This window comes from Bilifractor sp. HCP3S3_D3 (assembly GCF_052063915.1).
Lineage (GTDB): Bacteria > Bacillota > Clostridia > Lachnospirales > Lachnospiraceae > Bilifractor.
In genome coordinates, this window is record NZ_JBQHWP010000003.1 from 161,664 (window position 1) to 183,337 (window position 21,674).

Here is a 21,674-nt window from a genome sequence, read left to right on the forward strand (position 1 = left end):
TTAGTCTTCCCGCTCTCCGGGCAGTATCTTCTGCACCTCAAGATGTCTTTTCCCGCTCTCCTGACAGTCTTTTCAGCATCTCATGATGCCTTCTCACCTGTTCCACCTCGTCTACCAGGTATTCTATACCCCGATCCTGCTGGTCTCTCTGTCCCTCAAATTCAGAATCAATATAGCCGTCATATCCATATTCCCGCAGATATTTCATCGGTGTCTCATAGTCGATGCATTTGTCTTCATAATGGCCGGGCTGCCCGGGGATCTCAGTCATATTGTAGAATTTTCCGTGAATGCTTACAATATGCGGGATAATATCAATGATATCCTCCGGCTTTGCACTGGACTCATGTGTAGCCATTCGCTCTACATCACTTCCCGGAATCCCGTGTCCCGGAAACTTCTCGTCCACTAGTGTGAGGATCTCATCGTGTGAATAATTTGCGGCATTTTCGAGAATCCAGTCCACCGCCTCAGGGTTCTTTGCGTGGCGCTTCACATAGGCAACCGCGACCTCCGAAGGCCGATACTGGAAAATACCAAAGTCCGGAACCAGTCCGATATGCTCTGTATGCGTGCGTTCCTTTAATTCCAGAAGCTCATCCACCATGCGGAAATTTACAGCAGCCGCCATCCCTTTTTCGGCCTTGATCTGCCCGCCCGGCTTAATTGGCCAGGGAGCATGGATTTCTTTTCCGATGCGGATATCGTATTTTTCCGCAGTCGGAATACACATTTCAATAACATCTGTAGGAACAAGCACCAGTGTTCTTACATTCCGGAATCCCAGTTTGTGAGCGAGCATGATATCCTGTTTCAGATGTTCCGCCGCTTCTTCATGGGTCATGACATGATCCCGGAACTGATGCACATCCATGTAAACATCCATTGTGACCGCTTTCATACGGTATCTCGCCATATAGCTGTGCCAGTCATATATGAACTCCTCGGAAGGGAAGGGATAATGCGGAATTGCCGCTTCATCAATGATTTCAATTCCATCTGTTCCCAATCCCTCACGAACCTCGCGGATCTGTGCCTTCAGGTCCAGTTTTTTGAAGAACTGCGCCTGCTGATAGCTGTATAAGGATACTCCTCGTTTTATCATTTCTCGTCCCCTCCTTCCTGTAATTTCAGATCATAATAGCAGATGTTTGCAGTTTTTCCCGCTCCTGCACCGCTTCCCGGCACCGGAGGATTTTTCACCCATTCCTCGTCCCAGGGCATATACCCATACTGTGACAAAATTGACTGCTGCAATCCTACTCTGTGGACGCCCGGCGCAAGTCCGCCTTCCTTATCTACATAAACCATTCCTTCATCGTCAAAATCCCAGTGTTCCCAGCAGCATTTCTTGATTTCTTCGAAAGTTCGCGGTGCTTTTCCGTTAATCGCAAAGCGCTGCTTCTCTCTCGGATATTCCACACCGTCTACCGAAATATAATATCCGTTATGCAGAGACAAAAAACATCCCCGATAATCTGCAATTCGAACACCGAAACAAAATCCGACGGTCTTGCCGTCGCGGACGACATTCTTCAAGCTGTCCTTTCGGATCAGAAAATCATCAAACATCCTGTTACCTCCCTTTCTTTTAGGTTCTATTTGTGACTATTCAGCATATTACTATCTCAAGCGGAGAAGGCCACTTGCAGGCCCTCATCGAGAACTATCCTGCTCAACAGCCGCTCTGTCCGGCCGGCAGTCTGTCTGGCCGGTCAGCAGATAAGTGATAAAATTGCCTGCCTCCTCCGGTGAATCAGACCGGCTTCCTACTCCGATGGCAATGGCCTGCCCCCTCCCGTAGAAGCGATCCTTCGTGAGCCGTGTATCTTTCAATAGAATCCCCGAAGGACGGGATTCTCCATCCGATTCATCTTCACTGTAAATCAGATCATTCCTGTAGTCCTCTAGCACCGATTCCGGTAACACTTCCTCCAGGTTGAGAAACGCATGATTCTCAGCTTCCTTTTCAAACAGCTCCTCTTCTCCGGCAAAGACGTCGATTTCTCCGGAGAGAAACTGTGCAGCAAGAATCTGCAGGGAGGAAGCGGATCTCTGATCCTGCGCCCCGGAATCGTAATAGAGACTTGTATCCATCGTCAGCGTTTCGTCATCTGCATATCCGGCTGCTTTCCGGTAGTCCTCCACAAGACTGCTTTTCTCTGCCTCCAGGGAATCCGCTCCGACGAGCGTCACCTGCAGAACAGAGTCTGCCTTCCCTTCTTCCTGACCGCACCCTTCCAGAACTCCTGCCGAAAGCATACATAGAATCAGAATCAGCACCGTCCGCTTTTTAAACGTGTGCCTCGCGGCAGCAAGAATCCGATCCATGACTGCAGCGTTCTTATTCATATTTTCCATTTCTCCAGACCGGGCGGGTTGGAACAGGCTTTCCGCTTTCACCAGTATTAATCTGTTCCTTTTCACTATATTGGAGCTGTCTCGATCCGGACTTCTTCCCTTCTGTATAATCGTCATGGTATACCAGATTCCGCGCATCCTCCTCCCGCCTGTCTTCATCCGACATCCCTTTTCGGAATACTTTTTCCAGCAAGACAGAAGCAAGCCATAGAGCCGTCGCCGGCATAACCAGAACGGCGACCGGCATCAGCCAGATAATCAGAGCCGCTCCCGCCGCAAGTAAAAAGACCGCCAGAGAAACCGGAAGACTGGAAATCATCAGCAAAGCCGCATTTTTCATTGTCTGCCGCACCGTATTCTCAAACCGCGCAAGACACGCAAAGGTCCAGATTGCATATACCCCGATAAGGATCATCAGAATATAAAAGAAATACTGAGTGCCTTCCGGAATTCTCTCCTGGTGAATCAGCGTCTTCACTGCTGCCAGATCCAAGGATATGACTGTCAGCACCGCCAGAAGAATCATCCAGATCCCGGTGGCCTGTTTGAAATTTTCCTTAAAGCTTTTCATAAAGTCCGAGAGCATATAGCCCCGGCTGTTCTTGATGTTCTTCTGGATCGTATAATAGAATGCTGTGCAGGATGCCCCTGCAGTGACCACCGGAACACAAAGAGCAAGCCACAGAAAATTCAGTCCGATTACCGATAAGATCTTGCTGACCGCTGAAAAAAAAGGATTGTCCAGATCAAAGATTCTTGCCATACGACTTTACCGCCTGTCTCTCTTAATAGACTTCTGTAAATACGCGCAAATATTTGCCCCAAAACTGTCCCGGCTGCGAATTGCGCCGCCTGCGTAAGCGCGCAATCCTGCAGAAATCATTCTTTAACGCCGCCGAGCGAGATACCCGCCACGAATGCCTTCTGGAAGAAGGGATATAAAACCATGACAGGAATAATTCCAACCACTGCCATTGCCATCCGGATTGAGTTGGACGGGAGAGATGCCGCAGCGCTGCCCGTATTGACACTCATATTTGCCAGATTCCGGATGTTGTCGATAATGCTCTTCAGCAGGAGCTGAAGGGAATACAGATTTGTGTCCGTGATATAATACAGTCCGTTTGCCCAGTCGTTCCAGTATCCAAGCCCCACCATAAGTCCGATGGTCGCGAGAATCGGAAGCGACAGCGGAAGAATGATCTTAAAGTAGATGTACCACTCTCCTGCACCGTCAATCTTTGCCGCTTCAATCAGCGCGGGATGAATGTTGGTGGCAAAATTATTTTTATACAGAATGATAAAAAATCCATTCATGAGAAGCGTGGGAAAGATCAGTGCCCATATCGTATTCTTCACATGAAAGACACCCGTCCACATCAGGTAGGACGGCACAATGCCGCCATTGAACAGCATGGTGAAAAAGATCAAGAAAGTAACCAGTCCCGCCCTTTTATAATCCCTTCTTGACAACGGGTATGCAAGCAGCGGTCCCACCAGAAGGTGTATCACTGTACCAATGGCTGTGACCAGTATCGTAATCCCATAGGAACGGAGAATTCCTCCTCCATTGGAGGTAAACAGATACTGATACGCATAAGCTGAAAATTTCCTCGGCCAGAAATTATAACCGAACTGCATCAGAACAGAATCGTCCGTCAGCGAAGAAGAAAGAAGCAGAATAAAAGGAAGAATCGCACATAGCGCAAAAATCATCAGAATGATGTGAATGATGATCTGAAATCTCTTCTCTCCCTTTCCTTTTACACTTGTATCGTTCATTCAGACTTTCCTCCTTTCATCAGAACATCGCATTTTCTTTATCAACCTTGCGGACGATCAGATTCACCACAAGTACAATTGCAAAACCTACGATCGCCTGATAGGTACTTGCCGCGGAAGCAAGAGAAATATTATTGTTGACCATCAACGCACGGTACACATAGGTGTCGATGGTATTGGTCACATCATACAGCGCTCCTGCATTCAGCGGTACCTGATAGAACAGACCAAAATCCGAATAGAAGATACGTCCCACCTGCAGCAAGAACAGTGTCATGATCGTCGGCTTCAGCTGCGGAATTGTAATTTTCCAGATCATCTGCCATCTGGTGGCGCCGTCTACTCTTGCCGCCTCATATATACCATAATCAATACCAACAATCGACGAAAGGAAGATAATTCCGTTGTATCCCAGCTGCTTCCAGACATTGATGAAGATCAGTATAAACGGCCACCATGTCTTGTCCGCATAAAAGTTCGGTGCCGCAGATCCTAACGCCTTGGTAATCAGTCCCGTCTCATTGCTCAGAAACGCATATACAATATAAGAAACAATGACAAATGAAATCAGCTGCGGAAGAAGAATTGAAGTCTGATAAAACTTCTGCATCGCCTTCCGGGCGACTTCTGACAGACAGATGCCGACCACCAGTCCGGACACGATCCCCAGAACGATGAACGCCGCGTTGTACAGCAGCGTGTTTCTTGTAATTACCCATGCATCTGTTGTAGAGAAAAGATACTTGAAATTATCAAACCCGACCCAGTCACTTCCCCAGAGTCCCCTGGAATAGTCAATTTTCTTAAACGCGATGTAGATGCCAAACATCGGAATATAGTTATTGATGATAAAATACAGTAGACCCGGGAGGATCATGAAGTCCAGGGAACAGAGAACTTTATGCTCCCGCAGCGCATACAGGCCGCAGGCGATCACCAGGATACTGAGAACCACCGACGCCACCGCCCCTGTGGATGCCGCGGTCTTCTTCACTCCCTCCAGCATTCCGGCCACATTGGATGCCATAAAGGCGGAGGAGACAAGACCGGCAATTCCCGCTATCGTCATGATTTCTTCTGAAACCACCCGCTTTCTGAGCTTAATAAGGGATGAAATCAGAACAACAGCCATGGATGCCACAAAAATCCAAAGAACCGTGCTCTGTCCCACTTCATGTCTCCCTCCTGCAATTTTCGTGCCAAACAGCAGGGATCTGCCCAGAATGCCATAGGTTCGCCGCTTATACTGATAGGTGGCATAGGGGAGGATGTATAACAGCGCCACCGCCGCAACGGCAAGTACCGCAGGCGCCAGCCGCAAAAGGGCTTCCGGAATTCCCGGCTCCGCTTTATTGGCACGCTGTATTGTTGTGTTTCGATTTTTTGTGCTCTGTGTCTTCATAATCCGTTCTTTTCCTCATAAGAAGAATATCCGGGCAATGCCGGATATTCTTTTCAGCTGTATTATTTTTGCTCTGCTTTCCAGTTATCCAGCTGTTCCTGATAATAGTCGAGGTACTTTTGCAGTCCCGCGCCCTCCAGCTCACTGTTCATCGCATCTAATGTACTGATATCGGCGGATCCGGATTCCAATGCATTTTCGTATTTCTTCAGAACCGCTGAAAGCGCCGTCTGCTCGTTTGCGATGGGTTCGGTGTTGACCACTAAACCAAAATACGGAGAAATCTCGGCATTATCCAGAGCTTCCTTTGCTTTTGTGCGGAAATCCGATCCTGTGCCCTCCGCAGGATATGCATTAAACTGGTTTCCAAAGAAGAAGTCACTGTTCTGGTACTCCTTGGTATCCAGAAGCTTAGCTTCTCCCTGGTCATTCAGTTCATAATCCCTGCCCTCAATGCCGTATACAAAGAGGTTCTCGATATCCGGATCGGTGTACATCAAATTCATGAAAGCCACAGCCGCTTCCGGCTCTTCAGAGGTTGAGGGAACAGACCATCCCCAGGTGTTTACATTCGAGGACTGTACCGGAACATCCAGGTATGGCACGCATACCACATCGTATCCGGTAGCAGATTTCTTCGCCTGTTCTACGCCGATTTCAGACTGAACAGTATATGCGAAGGTCACGCCGTTGGCCATCTGCTGATCTGCTCCGTCCTGCGCGGTGGCAGAATCCTTATAGATCAGATCGCTGTTATAAAAGTCGATGGTTCTCTCAACACTCGCCTTGTAATCATCGCTTGCAAAATAATTGTCCACGGTACCGTCATCATTCGCCCGGATAATCCGGTTTGCGTCCCCGAGAACGTCAAATCCATAGTCATCCGCAAAGCTGTCCGCAGCGGTATCTGTATAAGTTCCCATCATGACATTTCCCTGCGTATCTGCATTGCACAGCATGGCAGTCGTCTTCATATTGTCCGGAAGCTTATCCTGAGAATCATGAACCGTCTGGAGAAGTTCCTTGAACTCACTCCACGAGGACAGGTTCTGTGCCTTTTCCGTAAGTCCCAGTTCATCCAGGATATCCTTGCGCATGATAATGTAATAACTGGAATTGTAAGTTCTGTATGCAGGAAGCGCGTAAACCGCTCCGTCAATGGTAGTCGCCGGGAGATATTCGCTCAGCAGTTTCTTGGCATCCGGCGCATAATCATCCAGATACTCAGAAATGTCCATCAGCTGATTCTGTGCCGTAAAGGTGGAGAAGCTGGTGGTCGGCATTGCCGTATCCATGATCAGGTCTACCTGATCACTTCCTCCGGTCAGCATCAGCGGCATCTGCTGCATATATGTCGCAATATCAAGAATGTGATAGTTTACATGGACGCCGATCTTCGCCTCAGAGATCTTGTTGATCTCATCCATGACCTCATCCAGCCCGTTTTCACCAAAAAATCCCAGACCGTACATCTCGATATCTACAACATCTCCATCGGAAACCTTCTTTGCCGCTGCCGATCCTGACGTTGATGATACACTGCTGCCTGAACCTACAGCCTCCGTTGATTCTGCAGAAGCTGCAGATTCCGAGGTCTCTGCTCCCTCCTCTGTTGCTGTTCCTCCGCAACCGGCAAGAACCGATGCCGCCATGATTCCGGAAAGAATAATGGATACCAGCTTCTTTTTCATGCTTTTCTCCTCCCAAATACGTAATACTCAATTTTACAGCACTCTCCATATGGCACTGGCACCATATGCGCTGTATGATTTGCTTGTGATGACAGTATACCCAAAATAACGGTTCATCTTCTCTTTCACAGGTAAGCTTTTTTCTCCCTGCACTTGCTCATTTTTATGATCTTTGATATAAAAATTCACTCATGCGAGTCGCGCATTAATTTTTTAATATGTTTTTTTAATCTTTTCTTTTATTTTTCTTCGTGATTTTATATAATTCCTGGTATAATCCGAAGTATATGATGTGATTGCATCTGAATCATTTTAAAAATCACACACTATTTCAGGTTCATAGCTCATTGCACAAAACCGTGGAGGTGCCCAGTGTACGAAATTTCATCTGTTATTCCGCCTGTCTGCTCCTTTTTCGGACAGATTTCCAAGTCTTTTTCAATGCAGCGGCCTTCGTCTGACTTTTTTTGTCTTCTGTCGGGGAGTCTGAAAATCCAGACCAATAAGGATTCCTATCTGCTTGCTCCTTCCGACATTCTTTATATAAAACCGGATGAAACCTGCTCCATAATCCCTCTGAAAAGCTCCACCGTCATCCTGCTTGAATTCCACCCCTGGCTTCTGGCAGATGTGTTAGGCCCGGAATATTCAGAACTCTCCTATTTTTCCGGACAGCACCCCTCCTCTGAAAAGAGAGAATACGCCGCAGATCTCGCCTCTCTCGTTGCTTCCTGTCACACCCACCGTTCCTCTGGCCCACGAACGCAGATTCTTCTGCTGGCCTTCGACTTCCTGCGTCATTTTTCCGCGGAAAGAAGCAATTGCACGGACAGCTATGAAGACCGTTTAATGAACTATATCAATGAGAACTACCGCTCCCGCTGTCTTCTGGAGCATGCCTCGAAAGAGCTCGGATGCACCCCGCAGTATCTTTCTTCCTTCATCCGCAAAAAAATGCATACCGGTTTCATAGAACTTGTCACGAAGCCCCGTCTGGCACTGGCACTCCTTCTTCTCCAGAAGACAGACGAGCCTCTGTCGCGCGTCGCTTCCCTGTCCGGATTTCCTAACCAGGCGTCTTTCCTGAAGGCATTCGAAGAATCGTTTCATACCACTCCCGGAAAGTATGTGAACCTGCATCGGCTTATGGCAATTCCTCCCATGCCGCCGGAGTTTATGCGAATCACAGACTATCCACTGATCATGGATTATCTCTACAATTATCTTCCCGGAAGCTTTGACGCACCTGAAAAAGCTCCCGCGAGCACAACAGTCACAGCCGACATCTCCCCTTCTCCTTCAGAAGTCCTGAGATGCCCCTGGAATGTGCTCTTCAATACAGGCGCTGCCTCTGATTTTGAAAATCCCAGATACCGTTATTCTCTGAAAATCATTCAGGACGCGCTTCATTTTCAATACGCACGTTTTCTGGAATTCTCAAAGCTGATCCGGCATCCTGATCCACCAATCCGAACTTACTATGATTTCAGCCGTTTTTTTGACGCCGTAGATTTTATGCTGAAGCTTCATCTGAAACCGTTCATCGAGCTGAGCGGCAAACCATTTCATATCTATCAGGAACCGGAAGATCCGAACAGCGATTACCGGAATCTTGCAGACTATACTTCCTATGACAGAGAATTCCCGGAGCTCTTTTCGGCTCTGATCCGGGCATGTGTGAACCGCTATGGAATAGAAGAAGTTTCCTTGTGGCAGTTTGAGCTCTGGGCGCGATACAGTGCGAGCCTTGCTTCCATGGAACCACCGTCAAAATACTCGCGCCGTTTTCAGCAGACCGCAGCGCTTCTGAAGAATATCCTCCCCGAGGCAAGGCTTGGAGGTCCCGGCTTTAATCTTTACAGAGAACCGGAAAGCTATCGCACATATCTGACCTCGCTGTGCCATATGACACACCGGCCGGACTTTATTTCCGTAATCTACTTTCCTTATCTTCCGGTAAATTCTCACGATGACGGCAATTATCCGGTAAGCTCCGAGACAGATCTGCTGCAGATCAAACTAACTGCTATGAGTGAAATTCTCAGAGAGGAAGGTTTTGCCCATACGCCGCTCTATGTAACAGAGCTTGGAGCCTTTACAAGTTCGGGAAATTTCATCAACGATTCCACCTACCCTTCAGCATATCTTGTGTATCAGATGATTCAGAACCACTCTCTTGCGCAGGTAATTGCTTACTGGCTGGCATCCGACACCTCTCTCCAGTACGAAATCACCGGAAGGCCTTTCTGGGGCGGCAACGGCATCGTATCCGCCAGCGGACTGCCGAAATCCGGTTTTTATGCTCTGCGCATGCTTAATCTTCTGGATAATATCTGTGTCGCGCGATCACGAAACTATATCGTAACGAGAAACGGGGCAAACTGGCACATCCTGTTTTTCCGTCTGGTTCGGCTGAATAAGGAGTTTGCCATGACTCCCCGCGGAAAAGATGTCCTTCACTATCCGTTTTCTGCCTTTGAGAGTGAACCCCCGCTGGATCTGACGCTGCGTATCAGAGGCGTCGAACCAGGCAATTATCTGATGCGTGAAGAACAGATCGACCTGCTTCACGGAAATATACTGAACAGCTGGCGAAAGCTCAATTACTGGAATGATCTCCGTGCGGAGGAGTATGAATTTCTTCTCCATGATTCCGCTCCAGCTGTCGAGATACAGGCAGTAACCGTCGAAGACCATTTCGACCTGACCGCTTCTCTGAGTTACAATGAAGTCCGCCTGGTAACGCTTGAGAAGCATATATAAGGACTTAAGGAGCAAATGGTGAATACAAAATCAAAGAATAGGGTAGTGTCAACTAATCTATGAAAATCAAGAGACAAAGAAATGACTGGAGGTATTTGCATGAAAATAAACAGACATATCCATGTTGATATCCACGCTCATATCCTGAATACGTTTTATCTGCACGCGCCGGCATCAGAAGACTTTCGATTCTTTATCCCCCTCAGCGGATCCATCACGCTTATCCTTCCGGATGAATCTGTTCCCTGTATTCTTCCTCATCACGGCGTGATTCTGATTGCTCCCGAGAAGGAATTCTCCTGTATCTCTGTAGATACAGATTCTCTTCTCTGTATTTCCGTCAACCGTTCCTTTATCAGTACCATAGAAGAAGACGGCAGATCAATTCTCTGCAATTCGGTCAAGGACAGCGACAATCCCTATTACCCGACCCTTATTGATATATTGATACGAATCGGCTCCGCCTACATTACAAATCAGGATGAAACTCTCATTTTGTCCCTGCTGCTTGAACTGCTCGAGCAGCTTAGCCAGAGATTCACCCATACCGCCGCACTATCCGCCAGATTTTCGAACACCTCAGCAGAGTCCAGGGCCCAGAAGCTTTACGACTTTCTTGAAGCCAACTATGGTCAGCCCCTGTCTCTGTCCGGACTGGCCAGTACATTTTTTCTGACTCCGCAGTATCTGTCTCAATTTATAAGAAAGAATTTTGGAAAAACTTTTTCCACACTTCTGCGGGAGATAAGGCTGGAGCATGCCGTCTTTGACATTGAAAACACCAACCGCTCTATCACGGATATCGCACTTACCAACGGCTTTCCCGGAATTTCATCCATGGAAAAAGCATTTCGCGCCAAATACGGAATGCCCCCTGCCGTTTATCGGACCCGCAAGAAAACAGAAGGGAAGAATCCTGACGCAGTCAGCGCACAGATTACATGGCAGAATATTGCCAGCCAGCCGGTCAGCATGAATCTGACGCTTTCCTCCGACGAATTGACCCCTTTTCAAAAAAACTGGCAGGATACCATTAACATCGGTCCGCTCTCCAACATGCTGAAGGATTCATTTTTTCTCGGCCTTGAAACATATGGAGATCGTCTTCCTTTTCGCTGCTTCCGATGCTTTAACCTCTTCACGGAAGAACTGGTTCGCATAAATCCCCGAAACGGAGCATTGGACTTTTCCAATCTCGATCTTGCCGTTGAATCTGCCAGGCAGAGAAATATCTCCCTTTTTGTAGATTTTACTTATAATCATGATCACGGAGATCCCGCTGGTCAGCATGACCTCTCCCAGAATCCACACATACTAAACGCAGTACTTCGGCACCTGATCAACAGCTACGGTCTTCCATATATGAATACCTGGCACTTTGAGCTTTCCGTTTTGCGAAGACCCGGCGAGTATTCTCTGGAAAAAGCCTCTGACTATGCAGCTCGCTTCCGATATTACCAGAGCCATCTTCATCAGTTTCTTCCGGAAGTTCAGCTGGGAGGGCCTCAGTTTCCAATGTTTTTCGGCATACACGAGCTGCAGAATCTGCTGGATGGGCTGTCACAGGAGATGATATCGTTCGGATTTTTTTCATTCTTCGGGTACTTATACGAGCACACGCCCACAGTGTCAATAAAGGAAACACTGATGTCACCGCGTCGGGACTGTCTGTTTCTTCAGCTGAAAGCCTGTCTCGAAACAATCCGGAAATATCCACTATACCGAAATATCCCCGTCCGTCTCACGGACATCGGATCCATGCTCTTCGGCTCTGCTTATCCGGTTCAATCCTGCTTTCAAAGTGCTTTCCTGTGTTATAACGTCCTTAATCTGAGATCTCTGTGTGACCAGATCATTTACTCGACCCTGATTGATACCAGAAGAATGTCCTCCTTTATCTCTCCGTCACACGAACAATCCGCCCTGATCGCCGCAAATGGAATCCAGATGCCTGTCTTTCACAGCTTTCAGATGTTGAGGCGTCTCGGATCTTATCTGTGCAGCTCCGGCAGAAACTACTGCTTCACCAGAAATTCCGGGCAAAGCTTTCAGCTGCTCGTATATAACTATGCGCACTTCAGCCCTGCCTTCTGTATGTCGCCGGACCGGCATCTGAAAATAGAGGAAACTTATTCTGTTTTTAACGAAGAAGAAAACGAGACATGGAATATCAGAATTTCCGGTCTTCCATCCGGACGTTACAAAGTGACAGAATATATCCTGAACCGCGCCAATGGAAGTGTTCTGGACAAATACCTGCGTATCATGGAATCCAGCGGAATCAACTCCGAGGATCTCGAAAAAGCAATTATGAATCTTCGAAACGATGAAATTTCCTACTACCGGGAGACCTCTGTTCCAAGACAGAATATTTCCTTCATGCAGGCCGACCCCGATTTGCACCTGCATTTTCACCTTCGCCCTCACGAGATCAGGGAATGGGTGTTTACTCATATTCTCTAATATACGCCATCAAAAAGGCGTTTGCTCATATTGTCCGGCAAGCAGAGAAAATCGGGTGGTTCAATCCCATTTCCGGATTAAGCCGCCCGATTCTCAGACACAGGCAGATATCAGACTGCCTGTGCCTATTAAAATATCATTTGTACAAAGTGGTTAAATCTATAAATCCTCTTTCTATTGTATAATAGCCTTTGATATCCTTAGCTGTGATCGCAGCCTTCATCTCCTTGTACATATTGGAGAAATACATGTCCTTCTTCCAGGTCTGTTCCAATGCAGCAGCTTCTTCCTTTGCCTTTGAACGGTCTGTTTCCGCGATAAACGCCTTAACCTGCTCCTCAATCTCCGGTGTGGTGTATTTTGACCCGCCGATATTGAAATTATCAATACAGGACTGTATAAAGAAAGGCATCATAGCCGGATAGCGGGCATCGCAGAGATCACCCACACAGATGATGTCATAGTCGCCTCCGTTCGCCGCCTGCACAAACTGCGGGGTGTCTACGATGTTGATGGTAAGATTGATTCCCGCCTGTCTCAGACTCTCCTGGAGCACTGTGAACATGTTCGACATATCCTGCATCCCGACAATGGTTATATCCAGTCCGTTCTCATATCCCGCTTCCTTCAGAAGTTCCTTAGCTCCTTCAATATCCTGTTTTCTCTCTTCAGGAGTGAAAGTTTCCGTATAATATGGGCTGCTCTCTTCAAAGTAACCGAGAGCCGGCCCCGAAAAACCTGCGGTTCCCACATTTGCCACTGCGTCAAAGTCAATGGCTTTGTCGATTGCCTGTCTGACCTTCAGATCCTTGGTTGCGCCGGCTTTATTTCCCATATTATACCAAAGGTGCGTCACCTGCCCGAAGGAATAAGCAATTACATTGTCAGAAGGATTCCCTACAAAAGAAACTGCTGTATTCAGCGGCATATCATAAGCCACCTGAATATCTCCGGATTCTACCGACATCTCACGTGATGCAGCATCCGCTACAAAGATCAGCTTGATCTCTTTGAAATATCCTTTATAATCCTTGTCATAATAATTATCATTGCGTTCCAGAGTAATGTACTGTCCGTTCTTCCATTCTTTGAACCTATAGCGTCCGACTCCCATAACCGGATTCTTATCCGCGGCTTCCGGTCCTCCCAATGCATTCACTTCATCCTCAGACACAATCCCGAAGTTCGACCAGGCCAGCATGTAAAGCATATCCGGTGCCTCTGTATTAAATCCGATGGTCACCGTGTGCTCATCATCAGCTTCTGCTCCGCTCAGAAAACGCCCGGTATCGCTGCTTGCACTGTACTCCATCCAGCAGTTTACAGAATATACGACATCGTCAGCCACAAGAGGCGTGCCATCTGTCATAGTAACATCATCACGCAGAGTAAATTTACAGTGTGTACTGTCCACCCAGTCCCAGGATTTTGCCAGTCTGGGAACTACTTCACCGCTGGTTCTGTCAACCGATACCAGACCGTCCATGATGGCAGCGTCAACAATCTGTGCTTCGTTCTCCACTTTTCCGGTTCCAGCTCCCCAAAGACCAGACGGCTCCGCCGAAAATGCAACCGTTACCGTTTCATCTGATGTCTCCGTATTTTTCGGATCTGCATTTGCGTCCAGAACACCTTCTACACCTGTGTTCGATTTTTCATCCGCCACAACGGAAGATGCCGTCTGCGAACCTGACTTTACATTTCCTCCTGCTTTCCCGGAAGCGGAGCCGCAGCCCGCTAATGATACTGCGGCTGCTGCAGCCGCTATTATCGCAACAATCCTTTTTGCCTTCATATTAGTTCCCCCAATACCTTGCCAATCTCCCGTTTTATCCGGGAAGTATTATTTTTCTTCCATCAAAAATGTATCGTTTCACCCGTTGCTGCGGATTTGTAGATAGCTTCTACCACACGCACTACCGTAACCGCCTGCTCAGGAAGCACGGCAGGATCTCCGTCACTCTGAATTGCGTCAATCCAATGATTGATATCGTAAGCATTCATATCCATTTTCTCTTCAATTTTCTCTGTGGTAGTAGTAAGTTTTCCATCAACTACTCTTGTGAGACGAACGTGATCTTCGAATCCCGGTCCGACCATATCTGCGCCAGCCTTATTTCCGCAGATCTCAGCTACCACGCCCATGGCAGGCTGGATAAGATTGCTTGCCCACGCTGTTTCCATGTAAATGAGCATACCATTCTTCATCGTGATCATGGCCATTGCGGTGTCCTCCACATCAAAATGTTTCGGATCCCACGGACCCAGGTCATTTCCCTCCGGAAAATTCTTCATCTTATCAAAGGTTACGCCTCTCACGCTTTCCACTTCATAGTTGTCTGTGAGCCACATCGGAAGATCAATGGAATGAGGGCCGCCATCCATCAGAACGCCACCTCCGTTCAGCTCCTTAGACGTATACACGCCATATGCAGGAAGCCTTCTGGGCCGAAGCTGCTGGGATTTGATGTAAAAAATATCTCCGAATACACCGTCCTTAACCATCTGTTTCATACGCATCGGTGCCGGATTGTATCTCCACTGAGTACCCGTAGTGAACTTCAGATGTGCTGCCTTCGCTGTATCCGCCATGGTCTTTGCATCCCGATAGTTCAGCGCGATCGGTTTTTCACAGTGAACGTGTTTTCCGTTCTCAAATGCCGCCATCGTGATCTCATAATGGAGTGGATTCGGTGTGCACACATGCACCACGTCCACATCCTTGCTGCGAACCACCTCTCTCCAATCCGGCGTAATCACAGCGCCGTTAAGGCCAAACTCTTCCTTTACCTTCTGTGCTTTCTCCGTATCCACATCACAGAGCACGGTGATTTCTACATCATCTCTCTTGATCAGATTCGGAATATGTTTTGTTGTAGCAATGACGCCGGTACCGATAATAGCAATGTGCAAAGTTTTCATCTTTTTCCTCCCTGTTAATTTCCTTGTATTTTCGTGTTCTGATTGACCTCGTTCTTTGTTCATCTTGCCCTGCGTTCTATGGTTCTATAGCTCTGTGGTTCTATAGTCCCACAGTATCTGCAGCCTGCGCTCAGAGACTCTTTTCGAAAAGCGCCTTGCAGGCAAGTACACTCTCCTCTTTGCCTGCCGTCGGCAGGTACTCAAGTCCAAAGCATCCCTGATATCCCGATTCCTGAATCGCGTGAATGACTGCCGGATAGTTCAGCTCTCCTCTGGTAATCTCATTTCTTCCTGGCACAGAGGCCGCATGGAAGTGGCCGATTTTCCCGATATTCTCCGTGACGGTCTGGATGATATTGCCCTCCATGCACTGAAAATGGAAGATATCATAGAGCAGACGAACCCTTGGACTTTCAACCTGCCGGATGATATCAAAGGCTTCCTCAGAATCGGTAAAATACTCCCCGGAAATCGGCTCCAGAATCAGTGTGATTCCGGCCTCTTCCGCAAGCGGAGCCATCTTTTTTAATCCTGCGATGATTGCCTTTTTGTGTTCCTCATGATCCACTGCAGAATTGGCCCCGGCAGTTACAATGACATTCGGACACTCAAACTGCCTGGCAACTTCAAGCGTCTCCTTGAGTCCGGCCAGCGCTTCGTCCAGTTTCGACGGATCATCCAGATTTCCTCTGTCTTTTGCGCAAATAGCAGAAACGTTCAGCCCAAGCTCCTTTTTCTTCTCAAGCAGACGTTTCCAGTCTCTCCCGTACCAGTCCCAGAATTCCACGGTATCAATGCCAGTCTTCTTCGCGAGGTCCATTCCCACCAGCAGCTTTTCTGTATCCGCAAATACAGGGCCTGTAGGGCCGATCTCAAGATACAGCAAATCCAGACATAAACTCAGTTTCATAGAAAACCCTCCTCCTACATTCAACAGTCTTCAGCAGTTCTGCCCGCCAATTTTCACTCATCCTGATGCAGCACTGCTCTGTTCTTGAATATAAGTATATCGAACGTCCTCTTGGCCCGCGTTCTATATAGGGTTCTTTGGTTTCATTATCAGCGCACAGGTGCCGTACAAGATGCATTGGTATCAGATTTGAAACCTGAACGTTGTAATTTAAGAATTTCCTGATAAAATAGTTACAGTGTCAAAAATCATGACCCACATCGCATTGTCTGCGTAACCGGGTCAATGCAGAAATAGATTTATCACAATCACAAATAGAAAGATTAGACCAGCCCTTCCCCTTATCGGGATACTGTTTTATAAGAGTAAAGCCATGAATGTACTTCAGAATCTTATCGGATTGTATGATCACCTGATGCCGGACAGTACTTATCGAAGCGTGATCAAAAATATTCTTACGCACCTGCCGGAAGCTGCGGAATCCAATATCTATGAGCTCGCAGATCTGACCGACTCCTCCCGTACAACGATACGCCGAATGCTGTCCATGCTCGGCTACGGAAATTATCAGGACTTTCACTATGAGCTGAGACAGGCAGTTCACCACTACTCCTATTATAATCGCCTGATGGACACATCCCGGCTGAACGACAACGGCGCATTAATCCGGAAGATTTCAGAGCAGATGGAATCCACACATGTTTTGATGCAGAAAACATTTCGGGAAGATTCCCTTACCACACTCGCCCGGCAGATTCACGAAGCCGACAAAGTTTGTTTTTTCTTTCCTTATCACACAGCTGCCATCAACTCCTTCCAGCAGAATCTCGCCATGACCGGAATTGAGACCTGTGTAGCGGAATTGCCACCCGAGATCATGCTTTATGCGGATACACTGACCAGCCGTTCTATCATTTTCAGCCAGACCATCGAACACGCAGAAACAATGGATATGACCCCTGTCTTCCGGAAAATCCGCCATACCGGTGCTTACGTAATTCTTCTCAGTTCCAAAGAAAGTCAGTATGCAGAATTTGTCGATCAGCAGCTGTTTCAGGGAGTGGATATTTCCAATGCCCTGGAAAGCGTCCTTCTTTCTGAAACATTTATACTGACGCTCAGTGAAATATACCGTCGGCTCTATCTCGACACAAAACCGGCATCCGGAACAAAAAATTCTTAAAAACAAGAACGGCTTATCACCTGCAGTTTACGTGAATCTTTCTCACGCGCCGCATGTGACAAGCCGTTCCTGTATTATCACTTATACTGTCCTATCACTTAAAATGTGTTTTCTCCTATACTTCCCTCATCCGAATCCCTGATTATGTATCACCATATCAAACGCGTTACAAATCCAGCAGCCTTTTCTCCATCTGGAACATTCTCTTTGTATATTCAGTCCCGCCGCAGCCAAGTTCATCTTCGTATTCACAAATCAGATATCCGTTAAAATCTGAATCTTTTAACACCGGAAAGATCCTGGCATAAGGAATGCTTGCCTCTTGGAAATCCTTATCAAGATAGTGATATTTGCAATGACACTCCACGCTGTACGGAAGAATGTCTTTCAGTTCCTGAAGCAGACCGGAGAGTGCGCTCTCATCATGAAATTGAACATATCCCCACATACCGGCAAGAGCAGGCATGATCGCTGCAGAGGCGCCGGCCGCCATAACCTCTTTCACCGCTGTCTCCTGAGACACGCCTTTCTCACGCAACCTTTGGGCAAGCAGAAGATGCTCTTCCTTTACTCCTGCTTTTAAGGCTTTGATCCATTGCGGACGATTCGGATGTACTGCCAGAAATCCAAAATCCGGCACAAACCCCAGATATTTAGATCCGGTCTGTCTGATAACATCCAGATATCTCTGCATCACAGGCGAACCCGGTGTCTCCGGGTTGTGAATCTCAATGCCGCATCGTACATCAAAGAGCTCCGCATATGGCGCAAGCCGGGCAAATGCCTCCGGGCTCATCATGTACTGAACCCGCATGACCTTACATCCAAGCTTATTTGCCGATTTCAGATCGATGATTGCATCAGCCAGCATTTCATCATCCGTCAGATTTCGGTCTGTCCGCATTCCTTTATCGTTATTTGCTCCGTAGGACACCGGACCTATTCCGTATTTACGTTTCAAATCGTTAACCAGTCCCAGAAATTCATCACTGACATTCGGGTAAGAAGGAATCATCTGCGTCGCAACGATCTCATACCCCGATGCTCCTGCAAGTGCCGCTTGCTTTACGCATTCCTCAAAATCATACTGAAATCTTGCATATTCTGTTCCGTAGCAAAACAGGGTTGCACCCAGCTTCATCTGGCTCATTCTGTCTCACCTTCCTTCTGGTCCTTTACATTGACAGTAACTTTTTCTCCCGAATCAAGTGCCATAAAGTCATGTCCCGGTCCGATTTGCATATACGGAACGCGAAGCATCAGACGGAAATCCAGCTCATGCTTCCCATCTCCTACGCCGCCTTTTCGGATAACGCGAATCCTGGCCGGCTGCACCTGGCTCCAAAACTCTGTAACTGCATAAGAAAGTTTGTAAACCGGCATTTCCTTTCCATTTAATTCAAAGGTCACTGCCTCTTGTGGCATCTTCTCTCCATCCAACCATACTTCCAGCAAATCGATGTCCGAGAGATAATGTCCTCTATAATAGGCAAGCTGAACATCAAATTCAAAACCGTTTTTTCTCCCGTTAATATAATAGTTTCTGAAGGTATCAGTCTTTACAATCGATCCGTTCAGATTCATTCTCATCGCAAATCCCATGATCTTCCTCCCTTCCGGATTGCCGGAACCAAACGTCTACATGTTAAGTAAACGCCCATACGATAAGTCGTGCCACAAACTGTATTAAACCAGCTGCTTCCTTGCACGTGACGTGAACCCTTTTTTCAGAACTCTTATCTTTGCCTTTTTAATTTGAAGTCAAAATTTCCTTTCCAGTTATGACTTTTTCATCCGGATCACTTATTTTGGATCACTGTATAATAAACCTTTTATCTCTTCTGACGCCTAAGCTGATCCGCTTTAACCATTAAATAACCAATCGAAAAATCTGCTGTCAGACTGGTTCTAGACTTTTCACATTTCACAGCCGAACCAAAAGGGGCAGATTTTTCATTAACATTCTTCCAGAAAAATATCCTGTCCGGAGATATAGTACTGTCCCATCATAGGTATATGCTTCTGAAAAGCAGGTCCGCCAATACTATTCATAAAATCTTCTTTCGTTTCCCATTTTGATACAAATATAACTCTGCCTGGAACTTTGTGATCAACTCCGACATTCATTTCAATACAGCCTTTTTCTGTTTTTGTATCTTCTGCAAATGCTTTTGCCAGAGGCATATATGCCGCTACATCTTTTACTCTGTTATCATTTAATACGATTACCATATCTTTTTATCTCTCTACTTTCTTTTATGCATATTTACCAAAGAAGCCTGATTTCAAGCCATCTCTGGCAGTGTCATAAAGTTTCTTGGACTACAGACAAAACAATGTATGGGCGAAAAGCTGCATCCTGATGCTTCTCTGTGCTGCTTTTCCAGGAATAAAGGTTCATGAAATAAAACGTCATCCTTTTTATGAAGGCGAATCGTTCCCCTTGGTTCCCTATGGCTGCCACCCTCTCATGTCTAACAGGATCATCCATTGCTCAGCTGATGTCCCAAATTCCTTCGTTCAGCCTGTCCATAGTTCGGGCGCCGCTCTTGCTCCTATACGGGGTCTTGCCCCAAACGATATGCTTCAGCAGCTTCGCTCTGCTTTGTCTTCGTAGGGAGCACTCCTGTAATTCAGCGCCAATTGATCATCTGGCGGACGTTCCCTGTTACATTCGTGCTGTTTGTTTACTTGTTGCTGTTATGCCGTTGCCGGCCTGATGATGTCCTTCTGCAGCTTCTTCGGATCATAGTCACATCCATGCTTCAGGATCGCGTAGAACACCCGTATTGCCTTGCATTCCACCGCTATCTTTGCCTGCATGCTACCCAGCGGATGACACATCCTGTTGCGATAATACAGGAACAGATCGCCGAACGCTGGATCCCATATCATCAACGCCCTTGCTGCTTCATACATCACCCTGCGCAGTCTTCGCCTCCCGCGCTTGCTGATCCCGGGCTTGCCTTTCCGCTTACCGGAACTAAGTTTTGTAATCTCCAGTCCCGCAAGTTTCTGGATCTGTTTCGGATCGGTGAAACGTCCGATATCACCTACCTCTGCTATAAATCCCGCAACCGAGCTGAACCCTACTCCTTTTATGGCGAACAGTTTCTCCACGTTCGGTACTAACATCACCTTTTTCTGCAGAATTTCATCAACCCGCTCAAGCTGTTCCTGCTTCCTGCGGTAATCGCTGATCAGCACCCAGATACGGAACCTGGCTGCTTCTCCACCTTGCAGTCCGACGCTTTCCTGCGCTGCTTCTATAAGGGTCTGTGCCCTGCTGATTCCTAATCTCCCGCGCAGCTTCGCGTCCTTCCAGATCTGCTTTATCCCTTCTGCACCAAGCTTTATGATGTCTGCTGGAAGTGGTGCCTTCTCAAGTACCAGAAACCCGCTTTCTGCATCGAACTTATTGTAAACTTCCAGATATTCCGGGAAGTACTGCTGTAGCCATGTCTGGATCTGATTCGATAGTCTTACGTGCTGTTTCATGATCTGATCCCGGCACACCTGTGCTTCTCTGATCTCCGCATAGTTACCTTCCGGTATATATGCTGTACTGTATCTGCCTTCCCTTACCAGTCCGGCTATCGTCTTGGGATCTTTGATGTCGTCCTTCTCAGGACTGTTATCATCAAGTTCCTTGCTTCTGTTAACACTGTACGGATTTACAACTACCAGTTTCAGTTTGTGATCATGGAGAAACTTCTGAAATGTGAACCAGTAGTGCCCCGTCGGCTCACAGCCGATGATTACCTTCTTCATTCTGGTACGTTCTTTTATTTCTTCCAGCCACTTGTAAAATATGTTGAATCCGGCAGCTGAGTTGCTAAATGAAAGAGCTCTTCTTGAGAACTCTAGACCTCTGTAATCAAACGCCCTTGCGTAGTGCTTCTCCTCGCCGATATCGACTCCGATAACAAGAGTATCCGAAGAGACTTGAGAAATCCGTTCATTCTGTTTAGTATTTCATAGTGAAACCTCCGATTCGATTGTTGTGTGTTTCATCCGGTCAGATGACACCTCAATCTTACCTGAGGTTTCTTTTTATTCAATTGGCGTTATATATGAATTACAGGAATGCCGCGCAGGAATCGGTGTCGCCCTGGCTCCTGCCAGAACTCCCGCCCCACCCCAAGTATGCTTTATACCGATCTCTGAACCCCAATGTACCAGATACATAATCGCTCA

The 21,674-nt window shown here is 47.2% G+C and carries 17 protein-coding genes; 3 read left to right on the top strand and 14 right to left on the bottom strand.

The annotated features are described in order from the left end of the window. Nucleotides 1-37: 37 nt before the first annotated feature. The 7 genes from ACTNDI_RS02990 to ACTNDI_RS03020 form a co-directional block, all read right to left on the bottom strand. The gene (locus ACTNDI_RS02990) at nucleotides 38-1,105 is read right to left on the bottom strand and encodes a hypothetical protein (protein ID WP_441099273.1); all 1,068 of its coding nucleotides are present in this window, start codon (nucleotides 1,103-1,105) and stop codon (nucleotides 38-40) included. Continuing rightward, nucleotides 1,102-1,572: a C-glycoside deglycosidase beta subunit domain-containing protein gene (locus ACTNDI_RS02995; RefSeq protein WP_441099274.1), complete on the bottom strand. Its 471-nt coding sequence runs from the start codon at nucleotides 1,570-1,572 to the stop codon at nucleotides 1,102-1,104. The genes ACTNDI_RS02990 and ACTNDI_RS02995 overlap by 4 nt, the downstream gene beginning before the upstream one ends. 84 nt (nucleotides 1,573-1,656) lie before the next feature. Beyond that, nucleotides 1,657-2,352 (bottom strand): hypothetical protein, encoded by a 696-nt coding sequence (locus ACTNDI_RS03000; RefSeq protein ID WP_441099275.1) that lies wholly within the window; start codon nucleotides 2,350-2,352, stop codon nucleotides 1,657-1,659. Beyond that, nucleotides 2,345-3,124 (bottom strand): YesL family protein, encoded by a 780-nt coding sequence (locus ACTNDI_RS03005; protein WP_441099276.1) that lies wholly within the window; start codon nucleotides 3,122-3,124, stop codon nucleotides 2,345-2,347. The genes ACTNDI_RS03000 and ACTNDI_RS03005 overlap by 8 nt, the downstream gene beginning before the upstream one ends. Before the next feature lie 116 nt (nucleotides 3,125-3,240). Beyond that, nucleotides 3,241-4,143 carry a carbohydrate ABC transporter permease gene (locus ACTNDI_RS03010; RefSeq protein WP_441099277.1) on the bottom strand — a complete coding sequence of 301 codons (903 nt, stop codon included), beginning with the start codon at nucleotides 4,141-4,143 and terminating at the stop codon, nucleotides 3,241-3,243. A 19-nt stretch (nucleotides 4,144-4,162) separates the two neighbouring features. Further along, entirely contained in the window at nucleotides 4,163-5,545 is a 1,383-nt protein-coding gene (locus tag ACTNDI_RS03015; protein WP_441099278.1) for an ABC transporter permease, read from the bottom strand. A 62-nt stretch (nucleotides 5,546-5,607) separates the two neighbouring features. Next, nucleotides 5,608-7,236, bottom strand: a complete 1,629-nt coding sequence (locus ACTNDI_RS03020; RefSeq protein WP_441099279.1) for an ABC transporter substrate-binding protein — start codon at nucleotides 7,234-7,236, stop codon at nucleotides 5,608-5,610. 372 nt (nucleotides 7,237-7,608) lie between these two features. Between ACTNDI_RS03020 and ACTNDI_RS03025 the strand changes: the two genes are divergently transcribed. Together ACTNDI_RS03025 and ACTNDI_RS03030 are read left to right on the top strand one after the other, a co-directional pair. Beyond that, the gene (locus ACTNDI_RS03025; protein ID WP_441099280.1) at nucleotides 7,609-9,999 is read left to right on the top strand and encodes a GH39 family glycosyl hydrolase; all 2,391 of its coding nucleotides are present in this window, start codon (nucleotides 7,609-7,611) and stop codon (nucleotides 9,997-9,999) included. A 99-nt stretch (nucleotides 10,000-10,098) separates the two neighbouring features. Beyond that, on the top strand, nucleotides 10,099-12,462 hold the full coding sequence (locus tag ACTNDI_RS03030; protein ID WP_441099281.1) for a helix-turn-helix domain-containing protein: 2,364 nt from the start codon (nucleotides 10,099-10,101) through the stop codon (nucleotides 12,460-12,462). 136 nt (nucleotides 12,463-12,598) lie between these two features. On the opposite strand, the gene ACTNDI_RS03035 is transcribed toward ACTNDI_RS03030, so the two are convergent. From ACTNDI_RS03035 to ACTNDI_RS03045, 3 genes are all read right to left on the bottom strand, one after another. After that, a complete protein-coding gene (locus tag ACTNDI_RS03035) occupies nucleotides 12,599-14,257 on the bottom strand; it encodes an ABC transporter substrate-binding protein (RefSeq protein WP_441099282.1) in 1,659 nt (552 codons plus the stop codon). A gap of 62 nt (nucleotides 14,258-14,319) precedes the next feature. Then, entirely contained in the window at nucleotides 14,320-15,384 is a 1,065-nt protein-coding gene (locus tag ACTNDI_RS03040; RefSeq protein ID WP_441099283.1) for a Gfo/Idh/MocA family protein, read from the bottom strand. Nucleotides 15,385-15,514: 130 nt separating this feature from the next. Then, a complete protein-coding gene (locus tag ACTNDI_RS03045) occupies nucleotides 15,515-16,294 on the bottom strand; it encodes a TIM barrel protein (RefSeq protein WP_441099284.1) in 780 nt (259 codons plus the stop codon). A 373-nt stretch (nucleotides 16,295-16,667) separates the two neighbouring features. On the opposite strand from ACTNDI_RS03045, the gene ACTNDI_RS03050 reads away from it, so the two are divergent. Further along, entirely contained in the window at nucleotides 16,668-17,477 is an 810-nt protein-coding gene (locus ACTNDI_RS03050) for a MurR/RpiR family transcriptional regulator (protein ID WP_441099285.1), read from the top strand. A 166-nt stretch (nucleotides 17,478-17,643) separates the two neighbouring features. Here the strand turns inward: ACTNDI_RS03050 and ACTNDI_RS03055 are convergent, their stop codons facing one another. The 4 genes from ACTNDI_RS03055 to ACTNDI_RS03070 form a co-directional block, all read right to left on the bottom strand. Next, entirely contained in the window at nucleotides 17,644-18,627 is a 984-nt protein-coding gene (locus ACTNDI_RS03055) for a sugar phosphate isomerase/epimerase family protein (protein ID WP_441099286.1), read from the bottom strand. Then, nucleotides 18,624-19,079, bottom strand: coding sequence for a C-glycoside deglycosidase beta subunit domain-containing protein (locus ACTNDI_RS03060; protein WP_441099287.1), 456 nt, complete (start codon nucleotides 19,077-19,079; stop codon nucleotides 18,624-18,626). Before ACTNDI_RS03060 ends, ACTNDI_RS03055 begins: the two co-directional genes overlap by 4 nt. A gap of 354 nt (nucleotides 19,080-19,433) precedes the next feature. Continuing rightward, the gene (locus ACTNDI_RS03065) at nucleotides 19,434-19,709 is read right to left on the bottom strand and encodes a putative quinol monooxygenase (RefSeq protein ID WP_441099288.1); all 276 of its coding nucleotides are present in this window, start codon (nucleotides 19,707-19,709) and stop codon (nucleotides 19,434-19,436) included. Nucleotides 19,710-20,177: 468 nt separating this feature from the next. Next, the gene (locus ACTNDI_RS03070) at nucleotides 20,178-21,431 is read right to left on the bottom strand and encodes an IS110 family transposase (RefSeq protein WP_441099315.1); all 1,254 of its coding nucleotides are present in this window, start codon (nucleotides 21,429-21,431) and stop codon (nucleotides 20,178-20,180) included. Nucleotides 21,432-21,674: the final 243 nt, after the last annotated feature.